Annotated in this window: 15 protein-coding genes; 5 read left to right on the plus strand and 10 right to left on the minus strand. The window is 68.1% G+C overall.

The annotated features are described in order from the left end of the window. Positions 1-3 precede the first annotated feature (3 nt). The 7 genes from pta to iolE all read right to left on the minus strand — a co-directional run bounded on the left by pta (position 4) and on the right by iolE (position 9,971). Positions 4-2,058: a phosphate acetyltransferase gene (pta, locus tag EUC46_RS01775; protein ID WP_128772487.1), complete on the minus strand. Its 2,055-nt coding sequence runs from the start codon at positions 2,056-2,058 to the stop codon at positions 4-6. A 256-nt stretch (positions 2,059-2,314) separates the two neighbouring features. Next, positions 2,315-3,220, minus strand: coding sequence for a sulfite exporter TauE/SafE family protein (locus tag EUC46_RS01780; protein WP_128772569.1), 906 nt, complete (start codon positions 3,218-3,220; stop codon positions 2,315-2,317). A 262-nt stretch (positions 3,221-3,482) separates the two neighbouring features. Then, positions 3,483-4,481 (minus strand): sugar phosphate isomerase/epimerase family protein, encoded by a 999-nt coding sequence (locus tag EUC46_RS01785; RefSeq protein ID WP_128772488.1) that lies wholly within the window; start codon positions 4,479-4,481, stop codon positions 3,483-3,485. Between the two features lie 47 nt (positions 4,482-4,528). Continuing rightward, positions 4,529-5,731 carry a Gfo/Idh/MocA family protein gene (locus EUC46_RS01790; RefSeq protein WP_128772489.1) on the minus strand — a complete coding sequence of 401 codons (1,203 nt, stop codon included), beginning with the start codon at positions 5,729-5,731 and terminating at the stop codon, positions 4,529-4,531. A gap of 217 nt (positions 5,732-5,948) precedes the next feature. Then, complete coding sequence (locus tag EUC46_RS01795) at positions 5,949-6,959, minus strand: LacI family DNA-binding transcriptional regulator (protein WP_128772490.1); 1,011 nt, start codon at positions 6,957-6,959, stop codon at positions 5,949-5,951. A gap of 198 nt (positions 6,960-7,157) precedes the next feature. Further along, positions 7,158-8,786 carry an MFS transporter gene (locus tag EUC46_RS01800; protein WP_128772491.1) on the minus strand — a complete coding sequence of 543 codons (1,629 nt, stop codon included), beginning with the start codon at positions 8,784-8,786 and terminating at the stop codon, positions 7,158-7,160. Between the two features lie 258 nt (positions 8,787-9,044). Then, a complete protein-coding gene (gene iolE / locus EUC46_RS01805) occupies positions 9,045-9,971 on the minus strand; it encodes a myo-inosose-2 dehydratase (RefSeq protein ID WP_128772492.1) in 927 nt (308 codons plus the stop codon). A 203-nt stretch (positions 9,972-10,174) separates the two neighbouring features. Between iolE and EUC46_RS01810 the strand changes: the two genes are divergently transcribed. Continuing rightward, a complete protein-coding gene (locus EUC46_RS01810) occupies positions 10,175-11,230 on the plus strand; it encodes a LacI family DNA-binding transcriptional regulator (protein WP_128772493.1) in 1,056 nt (351 codons plus the stop codon). Positions 11,231-11,365: 135 nt separating this feature from the next. On the opposite strand, the gene iolG is transcribed toward EUC46_RS01810, so the two are convergent. From iolG to EUC46_RS01825, 3 genes are all read right to left on the minus strand, one after another. Next, the gene (iolG, locus tag EUC46_RS01815) at positions 11,366-12,355 is read right to left on the minus strand and encodes an inositol 2-dehydrogenase (RefSeq protein ID WP_128772494.1); all 990 of its coding nucleotides are present in this window, start codon (positions 12,353-12,355) and stop codon (positions 11,366-11,368) included. Positions 12,356-12,438: 83 nt separating this feature from the next. Then, positions 12,439-13,515 (minus strand): transaldolase family protein, encoded by a 1,077-nt coding sequence (locus EUC46_RS01820; protein ID WP_128772495.1) that lies wholly within the window; start codon positions 13,513-13,515, stop codon positions 12,439-12,441. Positions 13,516-13,728: 213 nt separating this feature from the next. Then, positions 13,729-14,475: a GntR family transcriptional regulator gene (locus tag EUC46_RS01825; RefSeq protein ID WP_128772496.1), complete on the minus strand. Its 747-nt coding sequence runs from the start codon at positions 14,473-14,475 to the stop codon at positions 13,729-13,731. Positions 14,476-14,659: 184 nt separating this feature from the next. Here EUC46_RS01825 and iolC point away from each other — a divergent pair, with 184 nt between their 5' ends. From iolC to iolD, 4 genes are read left to right on the plus strand one after another with little or no spacing between them, the layout of a single operon-like run. Further along, a complete protein-coding gene (iolC, locus tag EUC46_RS01830; protein ID WP_128772497.1) occupies positions 14,660-15,649 on the plus strand; it encodes a 5-dehydro-2-deoxygluconokinase in 990 nt (329 codons plus the stop codon). A 5-nt stretch (positions 15,650-15,654) separates the two neighbouring features. Then, complete coding sequence (locus EUC46_RS01835; protein WP_128772498.1) at positions 15,655-16,533, plus strand: Cgl0159 family (beta/alpha)8-fold protein; 879 nt, start codon at positions 15,655-15,657, stop codon at positions 16,531-16,533. Continuing rightward, positions 16,530-17,405 carry a 5-deoxy-glucuronate isomerase gene (gene iolB, locus EUC46_RS01840; protein WP_128772499.1) on the plus strand — a complete coding sequence of 292 codons (876 nt, stop codon included), beginning with the start codon at positions 16,530-16,532 and terminating at the stop codon, positions 17,403-17,405. Before EUC46_RS01835 ends, iolB begins: the two co-directional genes overlap by 4 nt. A 33-nt stretch (positions 17,406-17,438) precedes the next feature. Then, the gene (gene iolD, locus EUC46_RS01845; protein ID WP_128772500.1) at positions 17,439-19,346 is read left to right on the plus strand and encodes a 3D-(3,5/4)-trihydroxycyclohexane-1,2-dione acylhydrolase (decyclizing); all 1,908 of its coding nucleotides are present in this window, start codon (positions 17,439-17,441) and stop codon (positions 19,344-19,346) included. Positions 19,347-19,463: the final 117 nt, after the last annotated feature.

Genomic DNA, 19,463 nt, shown 5'->3' on the forward strand with positions numbered 1-19,463 from the left:
GATTCAGGCCTGGGCCTGAATGGCAGTAATCGCGACGGTGTTAATAATGTCCTCCACGAGGGCGCCGCGGGATAGGTCGTTGACCGGCTTGTTCAGGCCCTGGAGCACGGGGCCAATGGCGATGGCACCGCTGGAGCGCTGCACCGCCTTGTAGCCAATGTTGCCGGACTGCAGGTCGGGGAAGATGAAGACGGTGGCCCGTCCGGCTACCGCCGAGTCCGGCGCCTTCTTGGCGGCCACGGTCGGGTCAATGGCGGCGTCGTACTGGATGGGGCCCTCCACCGCCAGCTCGGGGGCCTTGGCGCGCACCAGTTCAGTGGCCTCCCGGACCTTGTCCACGTCCGCGCCCTTGCCGGAGGTGCCGGTGGAGAAGGACAGCATGGCCACGCGCGGCTCCACCCCGAACTGGCGGGCCGTGGCCGCCGAGGAGATGGCGATGTCCGCTAGCTGCTCCGCCGTGGGCTCGGGGTTGACGGCGCAGTCGCCGTAGGCCAGGACCCGGTCCTCCAGGAGCATGAGGAACACCGAGGAGACGATCGAGGTGCCCGGGCGCGTCTTAATGATCTGGAACGAGGGGACAATGGTGTGAGCGGTGGTGTGCGCAGCACCGGAGACCATCCCGTCGGCATCACCCATGTGGACCATCATGGTGCCGAAGTAGGACACGTCTTGGACCTTCTCACGGGCCTGCTCCAGGGTGACGCCCTTCTTGGCGCGGATGCGGGCGAACTCCGTGGCGTACTTCTCCAGCAGTTCGGCGTCGTTGGTGGACACCACCCGGGCGGCGGCAATGTCCAGGCCCAGCTCGGCGGCGCGGGCGCGCACGGTCGTCTCTTCTCCCAGCAGGACGATCTCGGCGATGCCGCGACGCAAAATGGCGTCGGCGGCGCGCAGGACGCGGTCGTCGTCGGGCTCGGGCAGGACAATGGTCTTGCGGTGGGAGCGGGAGCGCTCCACCAGCTCGGCCTGGAACATAATGGGGGTGACCACCCCGGAGGGCTCGACCTCCAAGGCGGCCATGAGCGCGTCGACGTCGGCCTCCTTCTCGAAAGTAGTCACGGCCACGTCCAATTTGCGCTCGGAGCCGTGGGCCAGGGCCCCGGTCAAGGAACCGGCCGCCGAGGCGGCGTCGAAGGTGTCCAGGGCGGAGGTCATGACCGGCAGGGGCTGGTTGAGGCCCTGCAGCAGGCGCATGGCGTAGGGGGCGACCGCGAAACCCCCATTGAGCACCAGGCCGGCCATAGAGGGGAAGGAGGAGGAGGCCTGGGCGGCGGCCAAGGAGATGAGGACCGCGGAGCGGTCGGCCGGGACAATGACGACCTGCCCCTCGCGCAGACGCTCCAGAAGGTGGGAGACATCCATGGCGGCCACGAGCACCGACTCGGCCTCGCGGTCCAGTAGGGCCTCGTCCCCGGAGATGAGCGTGCCGTCAATGCGCTTCATGACCTCGCGCACCGAGGGGGCCGCCAGGAGGGGGACCTCGGGCAGGGTCGTGGTGGCGATGCCCTTAATGCCCCGCAGGGCCTGGGCCACGGCGGAGCGCGAGTCGGCTGGGCACTTGTTGGCGACAACGGCGACCGTGCGAGCCAGGTTGTCCGAGATCTCGGCCATGGAGACCTCGACGGAACTACGCACGTCCTCCGGCGCCCCCTGACCGGAGACCACCAGGAGCACCGGGACGCCCATATTGGCGGCGACGCGGGCGTTGAGGGCCAACTCGGGGTTTCCGACGACATCGGAGAAGTCCGAGCCGTCAATGATGACAACATCGTGGTTGCGGGCCACAGCGCGGTAGGCGGTGACAATCCGGGCCAGGGAGCCCTCGGGGTCGGCATGGTACTCGTCCCAGGTCACGCCCACGCACTGGTCGGCGGGGGTGGTCGAGCCGGAGCGTGAGAGCAGAAGGTTGAGGAAGGGGTCCAGGTTGCGCGATCCGGTGAAAGGACGGAACACGCCCACCTTCGCGACGACCTTGGTCAGAGAGGCGACCAGGCCCAGTGCCACGGTCGACTTACCGGTTCCGGCGTTGGGTGAAGCGATATAGATGCTGCGCGCCACGATGGATCCTTCTCGTGTCTCGACGTTGAGTTGGGTGGGTCGGGATCGTCCGGTGCCCCTCACTGCCCGATTCTGCCCTTTGAGGGCGCAAAGATGCGACCAAGGGCCCGGGTCGGCGGTCGGCGATGATGTGGAAAGGGGCACATGCGGACCGATTGCGGTCCTATTGGGATCCGCGGGCACCCGGTGAATACGACGGGAGCGCCTCGCGGCCCGGGGCCGGTGCCCCGCCCCTTAGGGTCGGGGCGCCGGGGTCTCACGCGAGCAGTGGTAGCGCCGAGACGACGGTCAGGACGACGACTATGGGTTCGAAGACCTTCTGGTCCATGTGCTCGGCGAGCCTGCGGCCAATGAGGGCCGCGGCCACGACCACCGGGGCGCTGACGGCGGCCAGGGCAATGGTGGTGGGGTTGACCAGGCCGATGGCAATGGAGAAGGGCAGTTTGATCAGGTTGACGGCGAAGAAGAACCAGGCGGTGGTGCCCAGGAAGGCCTTGACCGGGTAGCGGCAGGCCAAGAAGTACATGGAGGTGACCGGGCCCCCCGCATTGGCCACCATGGTGGTGAAGCCGGCGAGGCCGCCGTAGAGAAGACGGGCGGAGCGTGAACTCGCCACCGAGGTGTGGGAGCCGGCTGGTGGGGCGTCGGCGAGGGCCGGTGGTCTTGGCGGCGATTCCGCACCCCGTGGGGCGTTGGCCGCCAGTGCCCCGCTGCTGGCTTCGCCCGTTGAGTCTCTTGCGGCCGGGCCCGGTGCCCCGTCCGCCCCGTCCGCCCCAGGGCCGCTGCCGCGGCCATGGCGCCGGGGCCGTGGGCGCCGCTGCACGAGGGTGACGGCGATGAGGAGCAGCAGGATAAGGCCGATAATGCGGCGGGTGGAGTCATTGGAGGCCAGGCGCAGGAAGAGGGCGCCGGCGGCCACGCCCGCACCGACGGCGGGCACCAGCCGTCGCAGCATATTGAAGTCCGCGTCCCTGCGGTAGCTCCACACCGCCAGAAGGTCGCCGGTCATGAGCATGAGCAGCATTGCCCCAGTGGACTCCTTGGCGGGCAGGATTGCGGCGCACAGCGCTACGGCAATGGTGGCAGCGCCCGGCAGCGCGGTCTTGGCAATGCCGGCCAATGCCGCCGCCAAGACCAGCATGGCCCAGGCGGTGGTGCTCATATGGGGCAGCCCGAGGAGTGCTGGGAGCACGACCTGACCTTTCGTCGTGTGCGATGGGGTTGCGATGGGGTGTGGGAGGCTGCTCAGGGCGGGGGTTGCGCTACGGGGCGGGACCACTCCCGCTCGCGCGGGTCGATGCCGAGCTCGACGAGACCACTCCTTTGGACTACGTGGACCACTCCCGCTCGCGCGGGTCGACGAACTCCTGATCTCCGCTCGGCCGGGGGCGGGGCGCCCAGGGCCCCCGCCCCCAGTGCGGCCCTCACAGTCTGGCGGCGGCCTCCAGGAGGTTCTTAGCGGAGATCTTCAGGCCCTCGACATTGCCGTACTCGGCGTCCTCATGCTCGATATTGACGTTCATGTCCGGGTTGACCTCCTCAATGGCCTTGAGGAATTCAGTCCAGTAATCGGTGTCGTGCCCCAGGCCGAAGGCTACGAAGCGCCAGGCTGGATCCTGGGGCCAGGCGTTGCACCAGTAGCCGTAGGCCACCGGGACCTTGCCCTCAGCGTCGGCCGGGACGTGGCCGAAGTCCGTGTCCAGTACGCCGCGGTAGGCCGCTCCGGGGAAGATCTTGGTGTCCTTGGCGTGGACGTGGCCGATGAGAGAGCCCAGGCGCTTCGTGGCGGCGATCGGGTCCATGTGCTGCCAGAACAGGTGAGAGGGGTCCATGTTCACCTTAATGTTGGTGGCGCCGGTCTCTTCCACCAGGCGCTCGAAGCTCGGCACGTTGAAGACCAGGTTGCGCGGATGGAGTTCCAGGCAGACCTGAACGTCATTGTCGCGGGCCAGGGCATCGATCTCCTTGAAGAAGGGCACGACGACGCTCCACTGGTAGTCCAGGATCTCCATGTCAATGCCGTTCCAGGGGTTGACCACCCAGGTGGGGTAGATGGCCGTCGGGTCGGTCCCGGGAGTTCCGGACATGGTGACGATCTCGCCCACGCCCAGCAGGCCCGCCAGCTCAATGGTCTGGCGCAGGTCGTGGGCGTGCTTAATGCCCTCGCCCGGCAGGGGGGAGACCGGGTTGCCGGAGGTGTTGAGGCCGGCCAGGCGCATGCCCTTGGACTCGAAGACTCCCAGGTAGTCCTCGCGGGCCGCCGCCGAGGCGAGCAGCGCATCCACGGGGCAGTGGGGGGAGGGGATGAAGCCGCCGGCGTTGATCTCGGCGCCGGTCAGGCCGGCCTCCTTGAGGACGTCGAGGGCTGCGGCCAGTGGGCGGTCGCCGAGGCATGCGGTGTAGGCGCCGTAGTTGAGTGGCATGATGAACTCCTTGCGTGATCGTGCGCGGTATGGCGATGGCGGTGATGTCAGTTGAGGGCGGTTAGGTCAATGGGGGCCCCACCGGCGGCGGCGGAGCGGGCGATCGCGTCGGCGATGAGCATCTCGCGGTAGCCGTCGGCGAAGGACGCGCAGGGGGGCAGGGCCCCATCGGTGACGCCGGCCACCTGCTGGAGGAAGGCGTAGGCCTGGTAGGTGAACTGCTCGATCTGGGTCAGCCCCACCCCGCCGAACGCCATTGAGGAGCCGCGGGCGAAGTAGGGGAAGTCCGGGTTGACCAGGACCCGGCGCGCGCCGCCCAGGCCGGCGGGGGAGTGGATATCGTCGATCTTGATCTCCCCGCAGCGGGACAGGTCCCAGGAGGCGCGGCCCTTGGAGCCCAGAACGTCCACCATGAGGGAGTTGGGCAGGCCCCAGGCCACGCGCGAGCAGGAGAAGGTGCCCACGGCGCCGTTGGCGAAGGTCGCGGTGAAGGTGGCGACGTCGTCGTTCTCCACGTCCTCGTAGACGGCGTTCGCGGTGTCCAGCGCGGTGCCGCGGGTGACGTGCCCGGCGGCGACGGGGCGCTGCTTGATGGAGGTCATCATGGCGGCGCCGGAGACGCTCACCAGCGGACCGCAGATGGTCTCGGCGGTGTCGATGAGGTGGGAGCCGACGTCGCCCAGGGCGCCCGAGCCCATGGGGCCCTTGTACCGCCAGGCCATGGGAGTGTTCGGGTCGGCGCCGTAGTCGCACCAGTAGCGGCCATCGAAGTGGTTGATCTCGCCCAGGTGCCCCGTCGCCACGAGTTTGGCGAGCTCGGCGACGGCGGCGTTGCGGCGGTAGGTGAAGCCGACCGCCGTGACGACGCCGGCGCTCTTCTCCGCCTCGGCCATGGCCTTGGCGCTCTCAAGCGTGTCCGCGAGCGGCTTCTCGCACAGGACGTGCTTGCCGGCCTTAATCATGGCCTCGGCGATTTCGCGGTGCAGGGCGTTGCCCACGACGATGGAGACAATGTCGATACTCGGGTCGTCGGCGATGGTGCGCCAGTCGGTGACGGCCTTCTCGTAGCCGTAGCGCTCGGCGGCGTCAACGGCGAAGGGCTCGTAGGCGTCGGCGATGGCGGCCAGGCGGACCTTGGGCAGGCCGAGTTCGAAGACGGTGCCGACCTGGCGCCAGGCGTTTGCGTGGGTGGTGCCGGCCATGCCCGCGCCGATGACTGCGACGGAGAGTGAGGCGGGTGATGTGCTCATGGGTGTGCCTTCCTATCCTCATTGACGGGTGCTATTGACGGATGCTGAGGGCGGTCTCGACAATGCTGGAACTTCCGTAGTTCACGCGCGTGAATTGGTGTGAGCAATGCTGTCATCGGCGCCGTGCGGTGTCAAGGGCGTCAGAGAAGATATGACCTTTTGTCTGGACAATGAGGGTGCAGGCGCGGTCGAGCGGAGCGGCGCGCTCCCGACGCCCCTACCGCGCCGAGGAGGCCCGAATCGCGAGGGTGGGGGCCAGAACCACGCTGCGCGCCGGCTCGTCGGCGGGCAGGGTCACCTGGGAGTCCAGTCCCGCCCGCTGGCAGATGAACTCGATGGCCCGGGCCGCCATGACGGGCTCGGGCTGGTTGATGCTCGTCAGCGAGAACTCCTCGCGCTGGGCCAGGTAGGTGTTGTCGTAGGAGGCGATGAACACGGGGGAGTCCTGGCTGCGATGCACGGCGCGCAAGGCGGGCACGGCGTCGATCGCCAGGACGTCGTTGTGCATGACTAGGCCCAGCGGCTCGGGGTGCGTGCTCACCGCCGCCCGCACGGCGGGTCCGGCCTCGTCGTGGCAGCCGTAGACGACCAGAGGCAGGCCCGCCTCCTCGGCAGCGCCGGTCAGGGCGATCTCCCTCTCGTGGCGGGAGGTCTCGTCGCCGCTCCGGGGGCGCACGTACACCAATGACGACGCCCCCCGCTCGCGCAAGTGCTCCACAACGAGCCCGGCGGCCGCGCGCTCATCGATATGCACGGCGTCGATCCTGCCGCCCGGGGTCTTGCGCCCGATGACGCAGGTGGCGACCTCCTCGCCCACGGCCACCACATCCTCGCCGGTCAGCCACGGGGAAACCATCGCGATCCCCGCCACCCGCACGCCCAGGAGCGAGTCGATGGCCCGGTGCAGCGCCACCGGGTCCTCCGAGCCTACGGTGACGAACAGCGTCATCCCCCGATCCGAGGCGGCCTCATTGAGGCACCTTGCCATGCGCTCGAAGAAGGCGTTGCGCAGGTTGGGCAGCACGAGCCCGATGATCGTCGAGCTCCGCCGCGCCAACGACGACGCCGACACATTGACGCGGTACCCCAGGTCCCGGGCCACCTGCTCAATGCGCTCGCGGGTCTCGCGGGCGACCTTCGGCGATCCGGCGAGGGCCAGGGACACCAGCGAGCGGGAGACTCCCGCGGCGAGCGCGACGTCGCTCTGCGTGGCGGCGTGCGCGCTCATATGCTTCCTCACTGGCGATGGCTTGTGAGGAGCAGTCTAATCATGCGCTGCTTGAAGCGTTGAAGCCGGGGTGGTGATTCGCTCCGCGGAGCCCCCATCGGGTCGGGCGCCCTTCGGCGCCCGGCCCGATGGCGCGGGGGACTGGCCCGCGAGGCGACTCCCCGCCCTGGTCGCGCTGTTCGCAGTGGGGCGCCCATGTCACGCGTAGCGCTGCTGGAACTCCTCCTCCAGCTCCTCCAGGGAGGAGTACTTCGTCTCCGGGACGTTGCGATGCATGTAGATGACCGCGATGACGTTGATGATGGAGAAAGTCAGGTAGGTGATGACCGGCCCGAGCTTGTCCATCATGATGGGGAAGAGGAAGGTGATGATCGCGTTGACCACCCACAGGCACAGAACCGCGAAGCCCATCGCCGCCCCGCGCATGCGCGTCGGGAAGAGCTCGGACATGATGACCCAGGTGCCCGGGGCGTTGCCGCCCTGCATGAAGAGCATGTAGACGACGATGACGACCACCACGAGGTAGGGGACCATCGCGGGCATGGTGTTCAGGATGTTGCCGGCGTCGTCGAGGTGGGGGTTGATGCCGAACAGGAAGACGGCGGTCATGACCCACAGCATGACGGTCAGGCCGATGGTGCCGCCCAGGAGGACCCCGCGCCGGGAGAAGCGCAGCAGCAGCCACAGGCCGAGCGAGGAGCCGATGACGGAGGCGATGCCGGTGAGCACGGTGAGCGTGATGGCCGACTCGGTGCCGAAACCCGCGTTCTGCAGGATCTTCGGGGCGTAGTACATCATGGTGTTCACGCCCGTGGTCTGGTTGAAGACGCCCACCAGCACGCCGATGATGAGGAGTTTGCGCGTCCATCGGATCTGGAAGCAGCGTGAGAGGCTCCAGCGTTCGGCGCTGGCCTCTCGGCGGTTGATCTCGATCATCTCGTCGATCTCGGCGGCGATGTCGTCGTCGGGCCTGCGCACGCGCTTGAGCTCGGCTATGGCCTGGATGTAGCGAGCCTGGGAGGCGTGCCAGCGGGACGACTCGGGCATCATGCGCATGCCGAGCCACAGCGCGATGGCGGGGATGGAGCACACGACGAGCATGTAGCGCCAGGTGTTGCCGGTACCGCCGTCGACGGCGATGGCGTCCTGAACGCTCTTGAGGACATCCCAGCTGTAGGTCCTGCCGACCTCGACGGCCTGCTCGACGCCGTCGATCTTGATTGTGGTGCCGGGCGCCACGGAGGTGACGGTGGCCTCGGGGCCGCCGGTGATCCGCGCGATGCCGGCGTTGACGGCGAAGGCGAGGAACTGGCCGGTGACGATCATGAGCTGGTCGATGCCCACAAGGGTGCCGCGGATGGACTTCGGCGCTGTCTCGGCCAGGTAGACGGGGACGGTGGCGGAGGCGCCGCCAACGGCCAGGCCCAGGATGAAGCGGGCGGCGTACAGGACCCAGATATTGGGGGAGAAGGTGCAGCCCAGGGCGCCGAAGAGGAAGATCGCCGCGAGCATGAGAATGTTGTGGCGTCGCCCGTAGGCGTCGGAGAGGCGGCCGCCGAAGAACGCGCCGCAGGCGCAGCCGATGAGGAGGATGCCGCCGACGAGGCCCTCCTCAGTGGAGTTCAGGTGGAGTCCGTTCGCGGCCTGGGGGAGGTACATGTAGGGAAGCGCCCCGGAGATGACACCGGTGTCATAGCCGAAGAGGAGTGAGCCCAGCGTGGCGACCACGGCCACGAAGCCTACTGAGCGGCGCGCGCCGGACGGGGGTGTTTGCTTGACCAGGGAGTCGATCTCCTCCCTGGTGGGGTCCGTTGACTGTGCGGTCATGTGAGGATCCTTCTGTTCGCACCCTGTGGGTGGGCGGTGCGCGCGGAGCTACGCGCATATCAAGTTCACGCGCGTGAACAATGTCCTGTCAATAGGATGCAGAGAGGTCAGATGACTGATGTGGCCGCGTGCGGGCGCGCCGGGAAAACGACGGCTCCCCCGTCCACTGTCCGGATGGGGGAGCCGTCAGGGCCTGCGGCCGGGGCCGGCGCCCAGCGGCCGGATGGGCCGGCTGCGGCGTCGGCGGGGCGGAGCGCCTCAGGCGGTGAAGAGCGTGTCCTCCAGGTAGGCGCGCGCCTTGCGGGCGTACTCCAGGGGGTTGGCCACTGCCGGGTCCTGCTCGGCCTCGACCAGGATCCAGTCGGAGTAGCCGTGGTCCACCAGCAGCCGGTAGGGCTCGGTGAAGTCAATGCAGCCATCGCCGGGCACGGTGAACATGCCGGCCAAGAAGGAGTCCAGGAAGGAGCGGCCGGCGGCTCGGGACTCGGCCATCTTCTCGGGGCGCACGTCCTTGAAGTGGACGTGCTTGACCCGGTCGATGGTGGCTCGCAGCAAGCCCATGACGTTGCCGTCGCCGACGAAGGCGTGCCCGGTGTCGAACAGGAGTGAGACCCTGGCCGGGTCGGTCATCTCCATAAGGCGCACCGTCTCCTCCTTGGTCTGAACGACGGTGCCCAGGTGGTGGTGGTAGACGAGCTCCAGGCCGTGGGCCTGGGCGATCTGCCCCAGGCGGTTCAGGCCCGCCGCCAGCACCTCCCACTCGGCGTCGGTGAGGACCGGCTTGTTGGTGAAGATGCTGACGTCGCGGATGCCCTGGACGCTTCCGGTCTGCTCGGAGACCACCACACGGCTTGCGCCGAGGTATTCCAGGTAGGCGCACTTGTCCTCGAACTCGGGGATGACGGCCTCCACGCCGTCGCGCACAATGAAGGAGGAGAACCATTGCGCGGCGATTCGCAGTCCGTGGGCCTCGACGGCGGCCTTGACCTCCTCCTTGGGCGGGAAGAACCCGGCGCACTCAGTGCCGGCGTAGCCAACGGCGGCGAGGTCCTCGAGCATGTCCTCCAGGGTGTTCCACTCTCCGACCTCGGGGATGTCGTCATTGCGCCAGGAGATGGGGTGCATGCCCCAGGTGATGCCGTGGGGGTCTTTGATTGCGGTGGCGGGGTTGTAAACGGTGGTCATGGCGGGTGGTCCCTCTTCGTTGAGTTCTTATCGGTGGTGCTGGCCGGCGTCTCGCGGTGTTGTGCCCATCGGCGGTGGCGAGCACACCCATAGATTACATAAGTATTAATGTCAGGACAAGGTGTGAATGGGAAGATGCTGCTCCCGTGCCGTTACCATGATCCGGTTAGGCGGGCGGTCGTGCCCGTGCATTTGGAGGTTCCATGGCGCAAGGGCGGAATGGCAGGGCGACGATCGCCACGGTCGCGGCCCGTGCCGGGCGCTCCATCTCCACCGTCTCCGCCGCCCTCAACGGCAGTCCGGGTGTGGCCGCGTCGACCCGCGAGGAGATCCTGCGCGTGGCCGGAGAACTGGGATATGAGGCTGATCCGCGGGCGCGCCTCCTGCGCAGCCGTCACACCGGACTCATTGGTGCCAGCTTCGCCGTAGGGCAGGCGTTCCAGGGGCAGATCGTTGACGGGCTGTACCGCGCCTGCTCCGAGCTGGGGCACTCCCTGGTGCTGGCCGCCTCCACCCCGCACCGCGACGTGGCCCAGGGCCTGCGCGGACTGCTGTCGGAGCGCTGCGAGGGGCTTATCCTCATTGACCCCGACGTGGCGGCCCCGGTCCTGGCCGGTGCCGTCGAGCGCGCCCAGGGCGTGCTCATCTGCACCAGCACGGGGCTGGCGGATGTCGACGAGGTCCATTCTCGCGACGATGTTGGCGTCACCGCGCTGGTGGACCACCTGGTCATGACCGGGCGGCGGCGCATTGTCCACCTGGATGGGGCCGATGAGACCGCTGCGGAGTTACGGGCCCGCACCTACCTCACCGCCATGGAGAACCATGGCCTGGCCGGCCTGTCCCGGGTGGTTCCCGGCGGCGGTGACGAGGAAAGCGGAGCCCGGGCGGTGCAGGTCCTTCTGGGTGATCGGCTCCCCGAGGCGCTGTTGTGCTTCAATGACCACTGCGCCGTGGGGGCGCTCATGGAACTGCGGCGTCAGGGGGTCAGGGTGCCCCAGGACGTGGCGATCACTGGCTACGACGACATCCCGGTGACCGCGGTCTCCTCCTTCTCCTTGACCACTGTGCACCAGGACGCGGGTCTCCTGGCCGAGGTGGCGGTGCGGGCGCTGCTGGGGCGGGTGCACCCCGAGCAGGCCCAGACCATGGGGATCATGCCCCCGGGGGTGGTGAGTCGAGCCCGTCCCCAGGGTGGGAGCGCCTATTTCGTCATGCCCAGCCTCGTACTTCGCGGGACGACGGCGGTGGGGGCCTGAGCGCCCCATCCGGTCCTGCAGCGCTGCGGCCGGCGCCGGGTGTTGCGGGCGCGGTGCCGCCCCCGGGTGGAAGGGGGGGCGGTGAAGCGGTGGGCGCCGCCCCCGGGGAACGGCGCCCACCCGGACCGGGAGTGCTCAACCCAAGCGCACCGGCTTCCCACTCCTGGCCGACTGCGTGGCCGCCTCAGCCAGGCGCAGGGCCTGGATGGCGTCGTCAATGCTCGTGGGCGGTGTTGTGCCCGCCTCGACGGCCTCAATGAAGGCTGACAGCTCCAGGCGGTAGGCGTCGGCGTAGCGCTCCAGGAAGAAGTCCAGGTAGGGCTCCTGGGCGTCAGTGACCTCCGCGTTGGACAGGCGCACCGTGGTGGGGCGGATGTTCTCGGCGAAGAGCGCTCCGTCGCGGCCTGAGGCCTCTAGGCGCTGGTCGTAGCCGGAGGCGCAGTGGCGGTTGTTAATTATCGTGGCCACGGCCCCCGTGGCGGCGCGCAGGGTCACCACGGCGGCGTCGAAGTCGCCGGCCTTCTCAATGGCGGGATCCAGGTTCTGGCCCACGGCGTGGACCTCCGTGATCTCGCCCAGGAAGAAGCGGGCGGTGTCGAAGTCGTGGATGGTCATGTCGCGGAAGATGCCGCCGGAGACCGCAATGTACTCCACCGGCGGTGCTGCGGGGTCTCGGCTAATGATGGTCAGCTGCTCAAGCCGCCCGATCCTGCCGGCGGCCACGGCGGCGTGCACAGCGGCGAAAGAGGGGTCGAAGCGGCGGTTGAAGCCGAACATGACCGGGACCTTGACGGCGTCGAGTTCGGCGCGGGCCGCCTCAACGTCTTTCATGTCCAGGGCGATCGGCTTTTCGCATAGAACTGCTTTGCCCGCTGCGGCGGCGGCCAGGAGGTGGGGGATGTGCAGTGGTGTGGGGCTGCCAACGATGACGGCGTCCACCTGCGGGTCGGAGAAGACCTCCTCGGCATCCTTGCACGAGCGGGCCCCATAGAGGGTGGCCAGCTTGTCCGCGGCGTCCCCGAAAGGGTCGGCGACAAGGGTGAGCTCGGCGGCCGGGTGGCCGGCAATGGTCTTGGCGTGGACGTGGCCGATGCGGCCCGCTCCAATGACGGCGATCTTGAGCATCGTTGCTCCTGCTTTCAGTTGGGTGTGGATGTTGAGGGGCGATGGGCGGGGCCGGGCGGTCCGTGCCGGTGGAGCGGCCCTATTCAGGGCTGGGGCATGAGTACGTCGCGCACCAGGGCGTCCAGGTCGGCGTCGGCCTGGAGGAAACCGCGCAGGGTGCGCACGGTGGCGCCGAAGGTGTCGAACTCCGCGGGAGTCATGCCCTCGGGCTCATAGGCGCGCACGAATTCCGGGATGCTCAGCAGGGTCTCCATGATCTCGGGCGCCACCGGCACGTCGATGCGGGGGGTGACCTTGTATCCGGAGTCGTTAATGAGCTTCTGCCAGGCGAAGGGCGGGGAGATGACCAGGTCGCCGCCGACGAGCTCGGACCAGTGCATGACATTGCGGAAGGCCGCGGACAGGACGCGGGCGCGCAGGCCGCGGGCCTGGAACTCCTGGTAGGCGCGTTTGAGGGCCGCCACGCCGGCCCACTCCAGGTGGCCGGGGTCCAGGAAAAGGTTGGCGCGCTTGGCGACGATCTTAATCCAGTCGTCCAGGCGCCCGCCCATGAGAGTGACCACCGGGCCCATGGTGGAGGTGTCCTTGCCCGCGGCCTCGCGGCGGGCAAGGCCGCGCTCAATGGCCTCACCGGCGGTCACCGCCTGGGCGACGGAGAAGGAGACGGTGACATTAATGGAGACCCCGCGGTAGGTGGCGTCCTCAATGGCCTTAATGCCCTCGGAGGTGGCGGGGATCTTAACGATAATGTTCTTGGCCAGCCGTGAGAACTCCTCGGCCTGGTCGGCCAGGGCCTGGGCGGAGCGGGCCAGACGCGGGTCGGTTTGTACCGACAGCCGGCCGTTGCGGCCCTTGTGCTCCTCGAAGATGGGCTCCAGGAGGGCTGCGGCCTTGACGCTCAACTCGCGCACCACCTGCCAGCCGATCTCGGACTCACTGGCGTGGGGCATCTCCGTGGCGAGTTCGGCAATGCGCGGCAGCCAGACGTCCTTGCGCTGGTTAATGCAGGTGTAGGCGATGGCGGGGTTGCAGGTGGCGCCCACGCCGCCGAAGGAGATGGACTGGGCCAACTCGTCAGGGTCGGCGGAGTCGTTCCACAGGGCGGTGGGGGTGGTGCGGGCTGCGTCCAGAAGCGGCCCGGGGGTGTAGTCGATGGTCATCGGCTGCTCTCCTGATCAAGGTTCTCGCAGGCTCCGGCGGCGATGCCGGATGAGGCCATTCAAGACCAAAAGAGGGCCGCTGTCAATAGAATGTTAAGACAAATGTGGCAAGAAATCTCGTGCGCGCCTGAACGAACGAGTGCGCTCCTGTCGGGATGGGCGGTGGTCCTCGTCGTCCTCGTGGTCTTAGCGACCCTCGTCGCCCTCGTGGCCCTAGTTGGCGAAGAGTGTGGTCTCGAAGGAGTAGCGCGAGGCCCGGTAGAGGTGGTTGCCGTACTCGATGACCCGCCCGGAGCGGTCGTAGCTGGTGCGCGTTGCGGTCAACAGGGCGCCGCCGGGCTCCTCGCCCAGGGTCAAAGCCTCGGGGGCGGTGGCATTGCGGGCGCCGATCACCTGGTGCGCGGTGGTGGGGACGACTTGTTCGGCGCGCAGAAGGTCGTAGAGGCCCTCGCGCTCAAGCTGGTCGCGAGTGGGGGCGATGTCGGCGGGCATGAGGTTGGTCATGAGTGCGATCGGCTCGTCATCAGTCGAGCGCAGGCGCACCAGGCGCACTATTGGGGTCTCGGCCTGGGTTTCTAAAAGTTCGGCCTCCTCCTCGGTGGCCGGGTGCTCGTCGTAGTCCAGGACCGCGGTGGTCACCGTCAGTCCTGCGGCCACCAGGTCGGAGTGAAGGCTGGTCAGCTCCATGGGGCGGTGCACTCTTGTGGGGGCCACGAGGGTTCCTACGCCGCGCCGTCGCGTGAGCAGTCCTCTGTCCACCAGCCGCTGGAGGGCCTGGCGGGCCGTGGGTCGCGAAACCTGGAGCCGCTTGGCCATGCTCAACTCGTCCTCCAGACGGGTGCCGGCGGCGAGTGTGCCGTCCTGGATCGCGGAGGCGATGGGCTCGGAGATCTGGAAGTACAGCGGGATTGGGCTGGAACGGTCCAGCTTGACGTCGACGGTGAAGGGTGTGGTGGGCATGGTTGTGCTCGCGAGACTGGGGTTGATATTAGGGACAGGATAGCGGAGAGTCGAGCGCGCCCCCGGCATGGCAAATGTTCGGACAAATGCTTGACTGGATGAGGCGATGGGTGTCACAGTGAACCCAGACGCACCGACCGCGCCTGATCCACCACCCCACCCCGATGATGTGGAAGGGAACACGATGACCGCCTCAACCACTCCGCCGTTGGACGTCCTGACCATTGGACGCTGCGGCATTGACATCTACCCCCTCCAGATCGGCGTTGGCCTGGAGGATGTCGAGAGTTTCGGCAAGTTCCTGGGCGGAAGCCCCACGAACGTGGCCGTGGCCGCGGCCCGCTACCGCCACCGCGCCGCCGTCATCACCGGTGTCGGCGACGACCCCTTCGGGCGCTTCGTGCGCACCGAGATGCGCCAGCTGGGCGTCTACGACGACTACGTCGTCACGAAGGCCGACTACAACACGCCCGTCACCTTCTGCGAGATCTTCCCTCCCGACAACTTCCCCCTCTACTTCTACCGCCAACCCTCCGCCCCTGACCTCGAGCTCACCGAGGAGGACATCCCGGTGGACTCCGTCAAGGAGGCCCAGGTCTTCTGGGTCTCGGCCACCGGCCTGAGCCGCGAGCCCTCCCGCACCGCCCACCACGCCGCCCTCGACGCCCGGGCCCGCAAGCAGTACACCATTATCGACCTGGACTACCGCCCCATTTTCTGGGATAACCCCCAGGTCGCCCACGAGCGCGTGGCCGAGGCCCTGCCCAAGGTGACCGTCGCCATTGGCAACCGCGAGGAGTGTCAGGTCGCAGTGGGCGAGACTGATCCCGAGAGGGCCGCCGACGCCCTCCTGGACGCTGGTGTTGAGCTCGCCATTGTCAAGCAGGGCCTCAACGGCACCCTCGCCAAGACCCGCGACGAGCGCGTCGAGATGCCCGTGACCCGGGTGGTCACCAAGAACGGACTGGGCGCCGGCGACGCCTTTGGCGGAGCCGTCTGCCACGGTCTGCTGTCCGGCTGGTCTCTCAAGAAGACGATCTTCGCGGCCTCCACCGCCGGGGCCATTGTCTCCTCCCGTCTGGAGTGCTCCACGGCAATGCCCACCGAGCCCGAACTCCTGGCCATGATGCGCGATCACCGCGAGCTGTGCGCTCCGGACGTGAGTGGACTGTGACCGCCATGAGCACCACGCCCCTGACCGACCGTATTGTCGAGATTCGCACTCACACCCCCGAGCGCATTGCCCAGGTCCTGGCCGCCCGCCCCCGTGGCACTCTGCCCACCGGCGAGGGCAAGCTCATGATTATCGCCTGCGACCACCCGGCCCGCGGGGCCATGGCCGCCGGAGCCCGCCCCCTGGCCATGGCCTCGCGCGAGGACGTCCTGGCCCGCTGTGTCACGGCCCTGAGCCGGCCCGGGGTCAACGGCTTCCTGGGCACCGCCGACATGATCGAGGATCTTGCTCTCCTGGGGGCCCTGGACGGCAAGCTCGTCTACGGCTCCATGAACCGCGGCGGCCTGGCAGGATCCACCTTCGAGATGGACGACCGCTTCACCGGCTACGACGCCGCCGGAGTAGTCGACGCCGGCCTGGACGGCGGGAAGATGCTCCTGCGCATTAACTACGAGGACCCCAAGACGGTGGACACCCTGGCCGCCTGCGCCCGCGGGATCGACGAGCTTGCCCAGCGGCGAGTCATGGCCATGGTCGAGCCCTTCATCTCCCGGTGGGACAAGGGGCGCGTCGTCAACGATCTGAGCCCCGACGCCGTCATCTCCTCCATGGCCATCGCCTCCGGGCTGGGGCGCACCTCGGCCTACACCTGGCTCAAGCTGCCCGCCGTCGCCCAGATGGAGCGGGTCATGGAGGCCTCCACCATGCCCGCCCTCATCCTGGGCGGCGCCGAGACCTCCGACCCCGAGGCCTCCCGCGCCTCCTGGGCCAAGGCCCTGTCCCTGCCTACCGTCAAGGGGCTGGTCATTGGCCGCTCCCTGCTCTATCCGCCCGACGACGACGTCGCCGCCGCCGTCGACAACACCGTAGGACTCCTCTCATGACCGCACCCGCCACCACCCTCCACATCAAGGCCGGCGCTTCAGGGCACGGCGCCCTCACCGTCGACATCGACCCCGCCCGCGCCGGCTGGACCTACTCCGGGTTGCGGGTCGCCGCCCTAGAGGCCGGTCAGAGCATTGAGCTGAGCACCGGGGAATCCGAGTTGCTCGTCCTGCCCCTCCAGGGCGCAGCCACCGTGAGGATCGGTTCCCAGCACCACGAACTGGCCGGCCGCAGCTCCGTCTTCACCGAGGTCACCGACTACCTCTATGTGCCCCGGCGCACCAGTTTCACCCTCACCTCCGTGGCCGGGGGCCGCTACGCCCTGCCCTCGGCGCTGGCCACCGCCGACCTGCCGGTGGCCCGGTACGGCCGCGAGCAGGTGCGCACCGACCTGCGCGGGGCGGGCGACTGCTCCCGCCAGGTCAACAACTACGCCCTGGCCAACGGCGTGCCCACCTCCCACCTGCTGTGCTGCGAGGTGCTGACCCCCGGGGGCAACTGGTCCTCCTACCCGGCCCACAAGCACGACCAGACCTCCGAGACCGAGCGCGAGCTGGAGGAGATCTACTACTTCGAGATCGCCCCCGGCCCCACGGGGGAGGCCGGCTTCGGCCTCCACCGCACCTACGGCACGCCCGAGCGCCCCATTGACCTGTGCGCCGAAGTCCGCGACGGCGATGTCGCCCTGGTGCCCCACGGCTACCACGGGCCCTGCGTGGCCGCCCCCGGCTACGACATGTACTACCTCAATGTCATGGCGGGCCCCGCCGACGACCTGGTTTGGCTCGCCCCCGACGATCCGGCCCATCACTGGATCCGTGCCACCTGGGACGATCAGGAAATCGACCCCCGGCTGCCCATGACCCGCTGAGACCACCCGCCCCACAAGCAGAGAGAGCACGACGTGAGCAACGAGGCCTACACTGGGACGATCCGACTGACGGTCGCCCAGGCCACTATCCGTTTCCTGTCCAACCAGTACTCCGAGCGAGACGGCGTCGAACAACGTCTCATCGCCGGCGCCTTCGGGATCTTCGGCCACGGCAATGTGGCTGGAATCGGCCAGGCCCTTCTCCAAAACGAAGTGGCCCCCGTCCCGGGCGAGGAGGCAATGCCCTACATCATGCCCCGCAATGAGCAGGGGCAAGTCCACGCGGCTGCGGCCTACGCCAAGGTCAAGAACCGCCTCCAAGCCTATATGTGCACCGCCTCCATTGGCCCGGGCTCACTCAATATGGTCACCGGTGCGGCCCTGGCCACCACCAACCGGGTGCCGGTGCTGCTCTTCCCCTCCGACCAGTTCGCCACGCGGGTGCCCGACCCCGTCCTCCAGCAGTTGGAGGACCCCACGAGCCTGGATGTCACGGTCAACGACTGCTTCCGCCCGGTGTCGCGCTTCTTCGACCGCATTAACCGCCCCGAGCAGCTCATCCCCTCGCTCCTCAACGCCATGCGGGTCCTGACCGACCCCGCTGAGACCGGCGCGGTCACCATTGCCATGCCCCAGGACGTCCAGGCCGAGGCCTTTGACTGGCCGGTCGAGTTCTTCCGCAAGCGCGTGTGGCATGTGCGCCGCCCCCTTCCCGAGCCCGCCGCCCTGGATCGCGCTGTGGCCATGATTAAGGCGGCCAAGCGCCCCATGATCATCTCCGGGGGCGGCACCATCTACTCCGAGGCCTGCCAGCAACTGCGGGCCCTGGCCACGGCGACCGGTATTCCCGTGGCGGATACCCAAGCCGGTAAGGGCGCCATTAACTTCGACCACCCCTGCGCCATTGGGGGAGTGGGCTCCACCGGCGGAGACTCGGGCAACCACATTGCCGACAAGGCCGACTTGGTCATTGGCATTGGTACCCGCTACTCGGACTTCACCACCGCCTCCAAGACCCAGTTCAAGAACCCGGATGTCAAGTTCGTCAACATTAACGTCTGCGCCTTCGACGCCGCCAAGGAGAGCGCCGAAATGATCGTGGCCGACGCCCGCGAGGCCCTGGAGGCCCTGACCGCCGCCTTGGAGGGCTACCACGTTCAGGAGGCCTACTCCGCGGAGATCGCGGCCGAGCGCGAGGCCTGGCTCGCCGCCACCGACAGGTGCTACCACCTGAACCACGGCCCGCTTCCCGCCCAAACCGAGGTTTTCGGTGCCCTCAACGAGCTCATGGGCGAGGACGACATCGTTATTAACGCCGCCGGCTCTATGCCCGGGGACCTTCAGGCCCTGTGGCAGGCCCGCACGCCGGTGCAGTACCACGTCGAGTACGCCTTCTCCTGCATGGGCTACGAGGTCCCCGCCGCCCTGGGCTGCAAGCTGGCCCGGCCCGAGTCCGAAGTGGTGTCCATTGTGGGCGATGGCACCTACCAGATGCTCCCCATGGAGCTGGCCACCGTGGTCCAGGAGGGCATTAAGGTCATCTACGTACTGCTCCAGAACTACGGGTTCTGCTCCATTGGGGCCCTGTCGGAGTCCCGCGGCTCCCAGCGCTTCGGCACCAAGTACCGCCAGCGCGGCACCGGCGGCCACCTGGAGGACACCGAGAGGATCGCCGGGCTCGACATTGCCGCCAACGCGCGTTCCTGGGGCCTGGACGTCCTGGAGGTTCACAGCATTGAAGAGTTCAGGGGCGCCTATAAGATCGCGGCCGCTTCCAAGCGGCCCACCATGATCCATATTGAGACCGACCTGTACGGTCCTAATCCGCCCAGCTCGAGCTGGTGGGACGTGGCCGTCTCCCAGGTCTCTCGCCTGGAGTCCACCCAGCAGGCCTATGAGCGCTACCTCGAGGACCGCAAGCCGCAGCGCCACTACCTGTGAGCCGTGAGCCTCCTCGGTGGGTGGCCGAGAAAACCGGCGCCCACCGAGGAGGGCCCGCCCCACCGGCCCGCTCTGCCGATGGGGCTGCGGTCCTGCCCCACTCGCGCTCCATCAACG

It is taken from the genome of Actinomyces oricola, assembly GCF_004104015.1.
Taxonomy (GTDB): Bacteria; Actinomycetota; Actinomycetes; order Actinomycetales; family Actinomycetaceae; genus Actinomyces; species Actinomyces oricola.

What these genes read in the sequence shown, in the direction of transcription:
- EUC46_RS01780 (WP_128772569.1), bottom strand. Translation starts at nt 3,220, where the DNA reads ATGAGCACCACCGCCTGGGCCATGCTGGTCTTGGCGGCGGCATTGGCC.
- EUC46_RS01785 (WP_128772488.1), bottom strand. Translation starts at nt 4,481, where the DNA reads ATGCCACTCAACTACGGCGCCTACACCGCATGCCTCGGCGACCGCCCA.
- EUC46_RS01790 (WP_128772489.1), bottom strand. Translation starts at nt 5,731, where the DNA reads ATGAGCACATCACCCGCCTCACTCTCCGTCGCAGTCATCGGCGCGGGC.
- EUC46_RS01795 (WP_128772490.1), bottom strand. Translation starts at nt 6,959, where the DNA reads ATGAGCGCGCACGCCGCCACGCAGAGCGACGTCGCGCTCGCCGCGGGA.
- EUC46_RS01800 (WP_128772491.1), bottom strand. Translation starts at nt 8,786, where the DNA reads ATGACCGCACAGTCAACGGACCCCACCAGGGAGGAGATCGACTCCCTG.
- iolE (WP_128772492.1), bottom strand. Translation starts at nt 9,971, where the DNA reads ATGACCACCGTTTACAACCCCGCCACCGCAATCAAAGACCCCCACGGC.
- EUC46_RS01810 (WP_128772493.1), top strand. Translation starts at nt 10,175, where the DNA reads ATGGCGCAAGGGCGGAATGGCAGGGCGACGATCGCCACGGTCGCGGCC.
- iolG (WP_128772494.1), bottom strand. Translation starts at nt 12,355, where the DNA reads ATGCTCAAGATCGCCGTCATTGGAGCGGGCCGCATCGGCCACGTCCAC.
- EUC46_RS01820 (WP_128772495.1), bottom strand. Translation starts at nt 13,515, where the DNA reads ATGACCATCGACTACACCCCCGGGCCGCTTCTGGACGCAGCCCGCACC.
- EUC46_RS01825 (WP_128772496.1), bottom strand. Translation starts at nt 14,475, where the DNA reads ATGCCCACCACACCCTTCACCGTCGACGTCAAGCTGGACCGTTCCAGC.
- iolC (WP_128772497.1), top strand. Translation starts at nt 14,660, where the DNA reads ATGACCGCCTCAACCACTCCGCCGTTGGACGTCCTGACCATTGGACGC.
- EUC46_RS01835 (WP_128772498.1), top strand. Translation starts at nt 15,655, where the DNA reads ATGAGCACCACGCCCCTGACCGACCGTATTGTCGAGATTCGCACTCAC.
- iolB (WP_128772499.1), top strand. Translation starts at nt 16,530, where the DNA reads ATGACCGCACCCGCCACCACCCTCCACATCAAGGCCGGCGCTTCAGGG.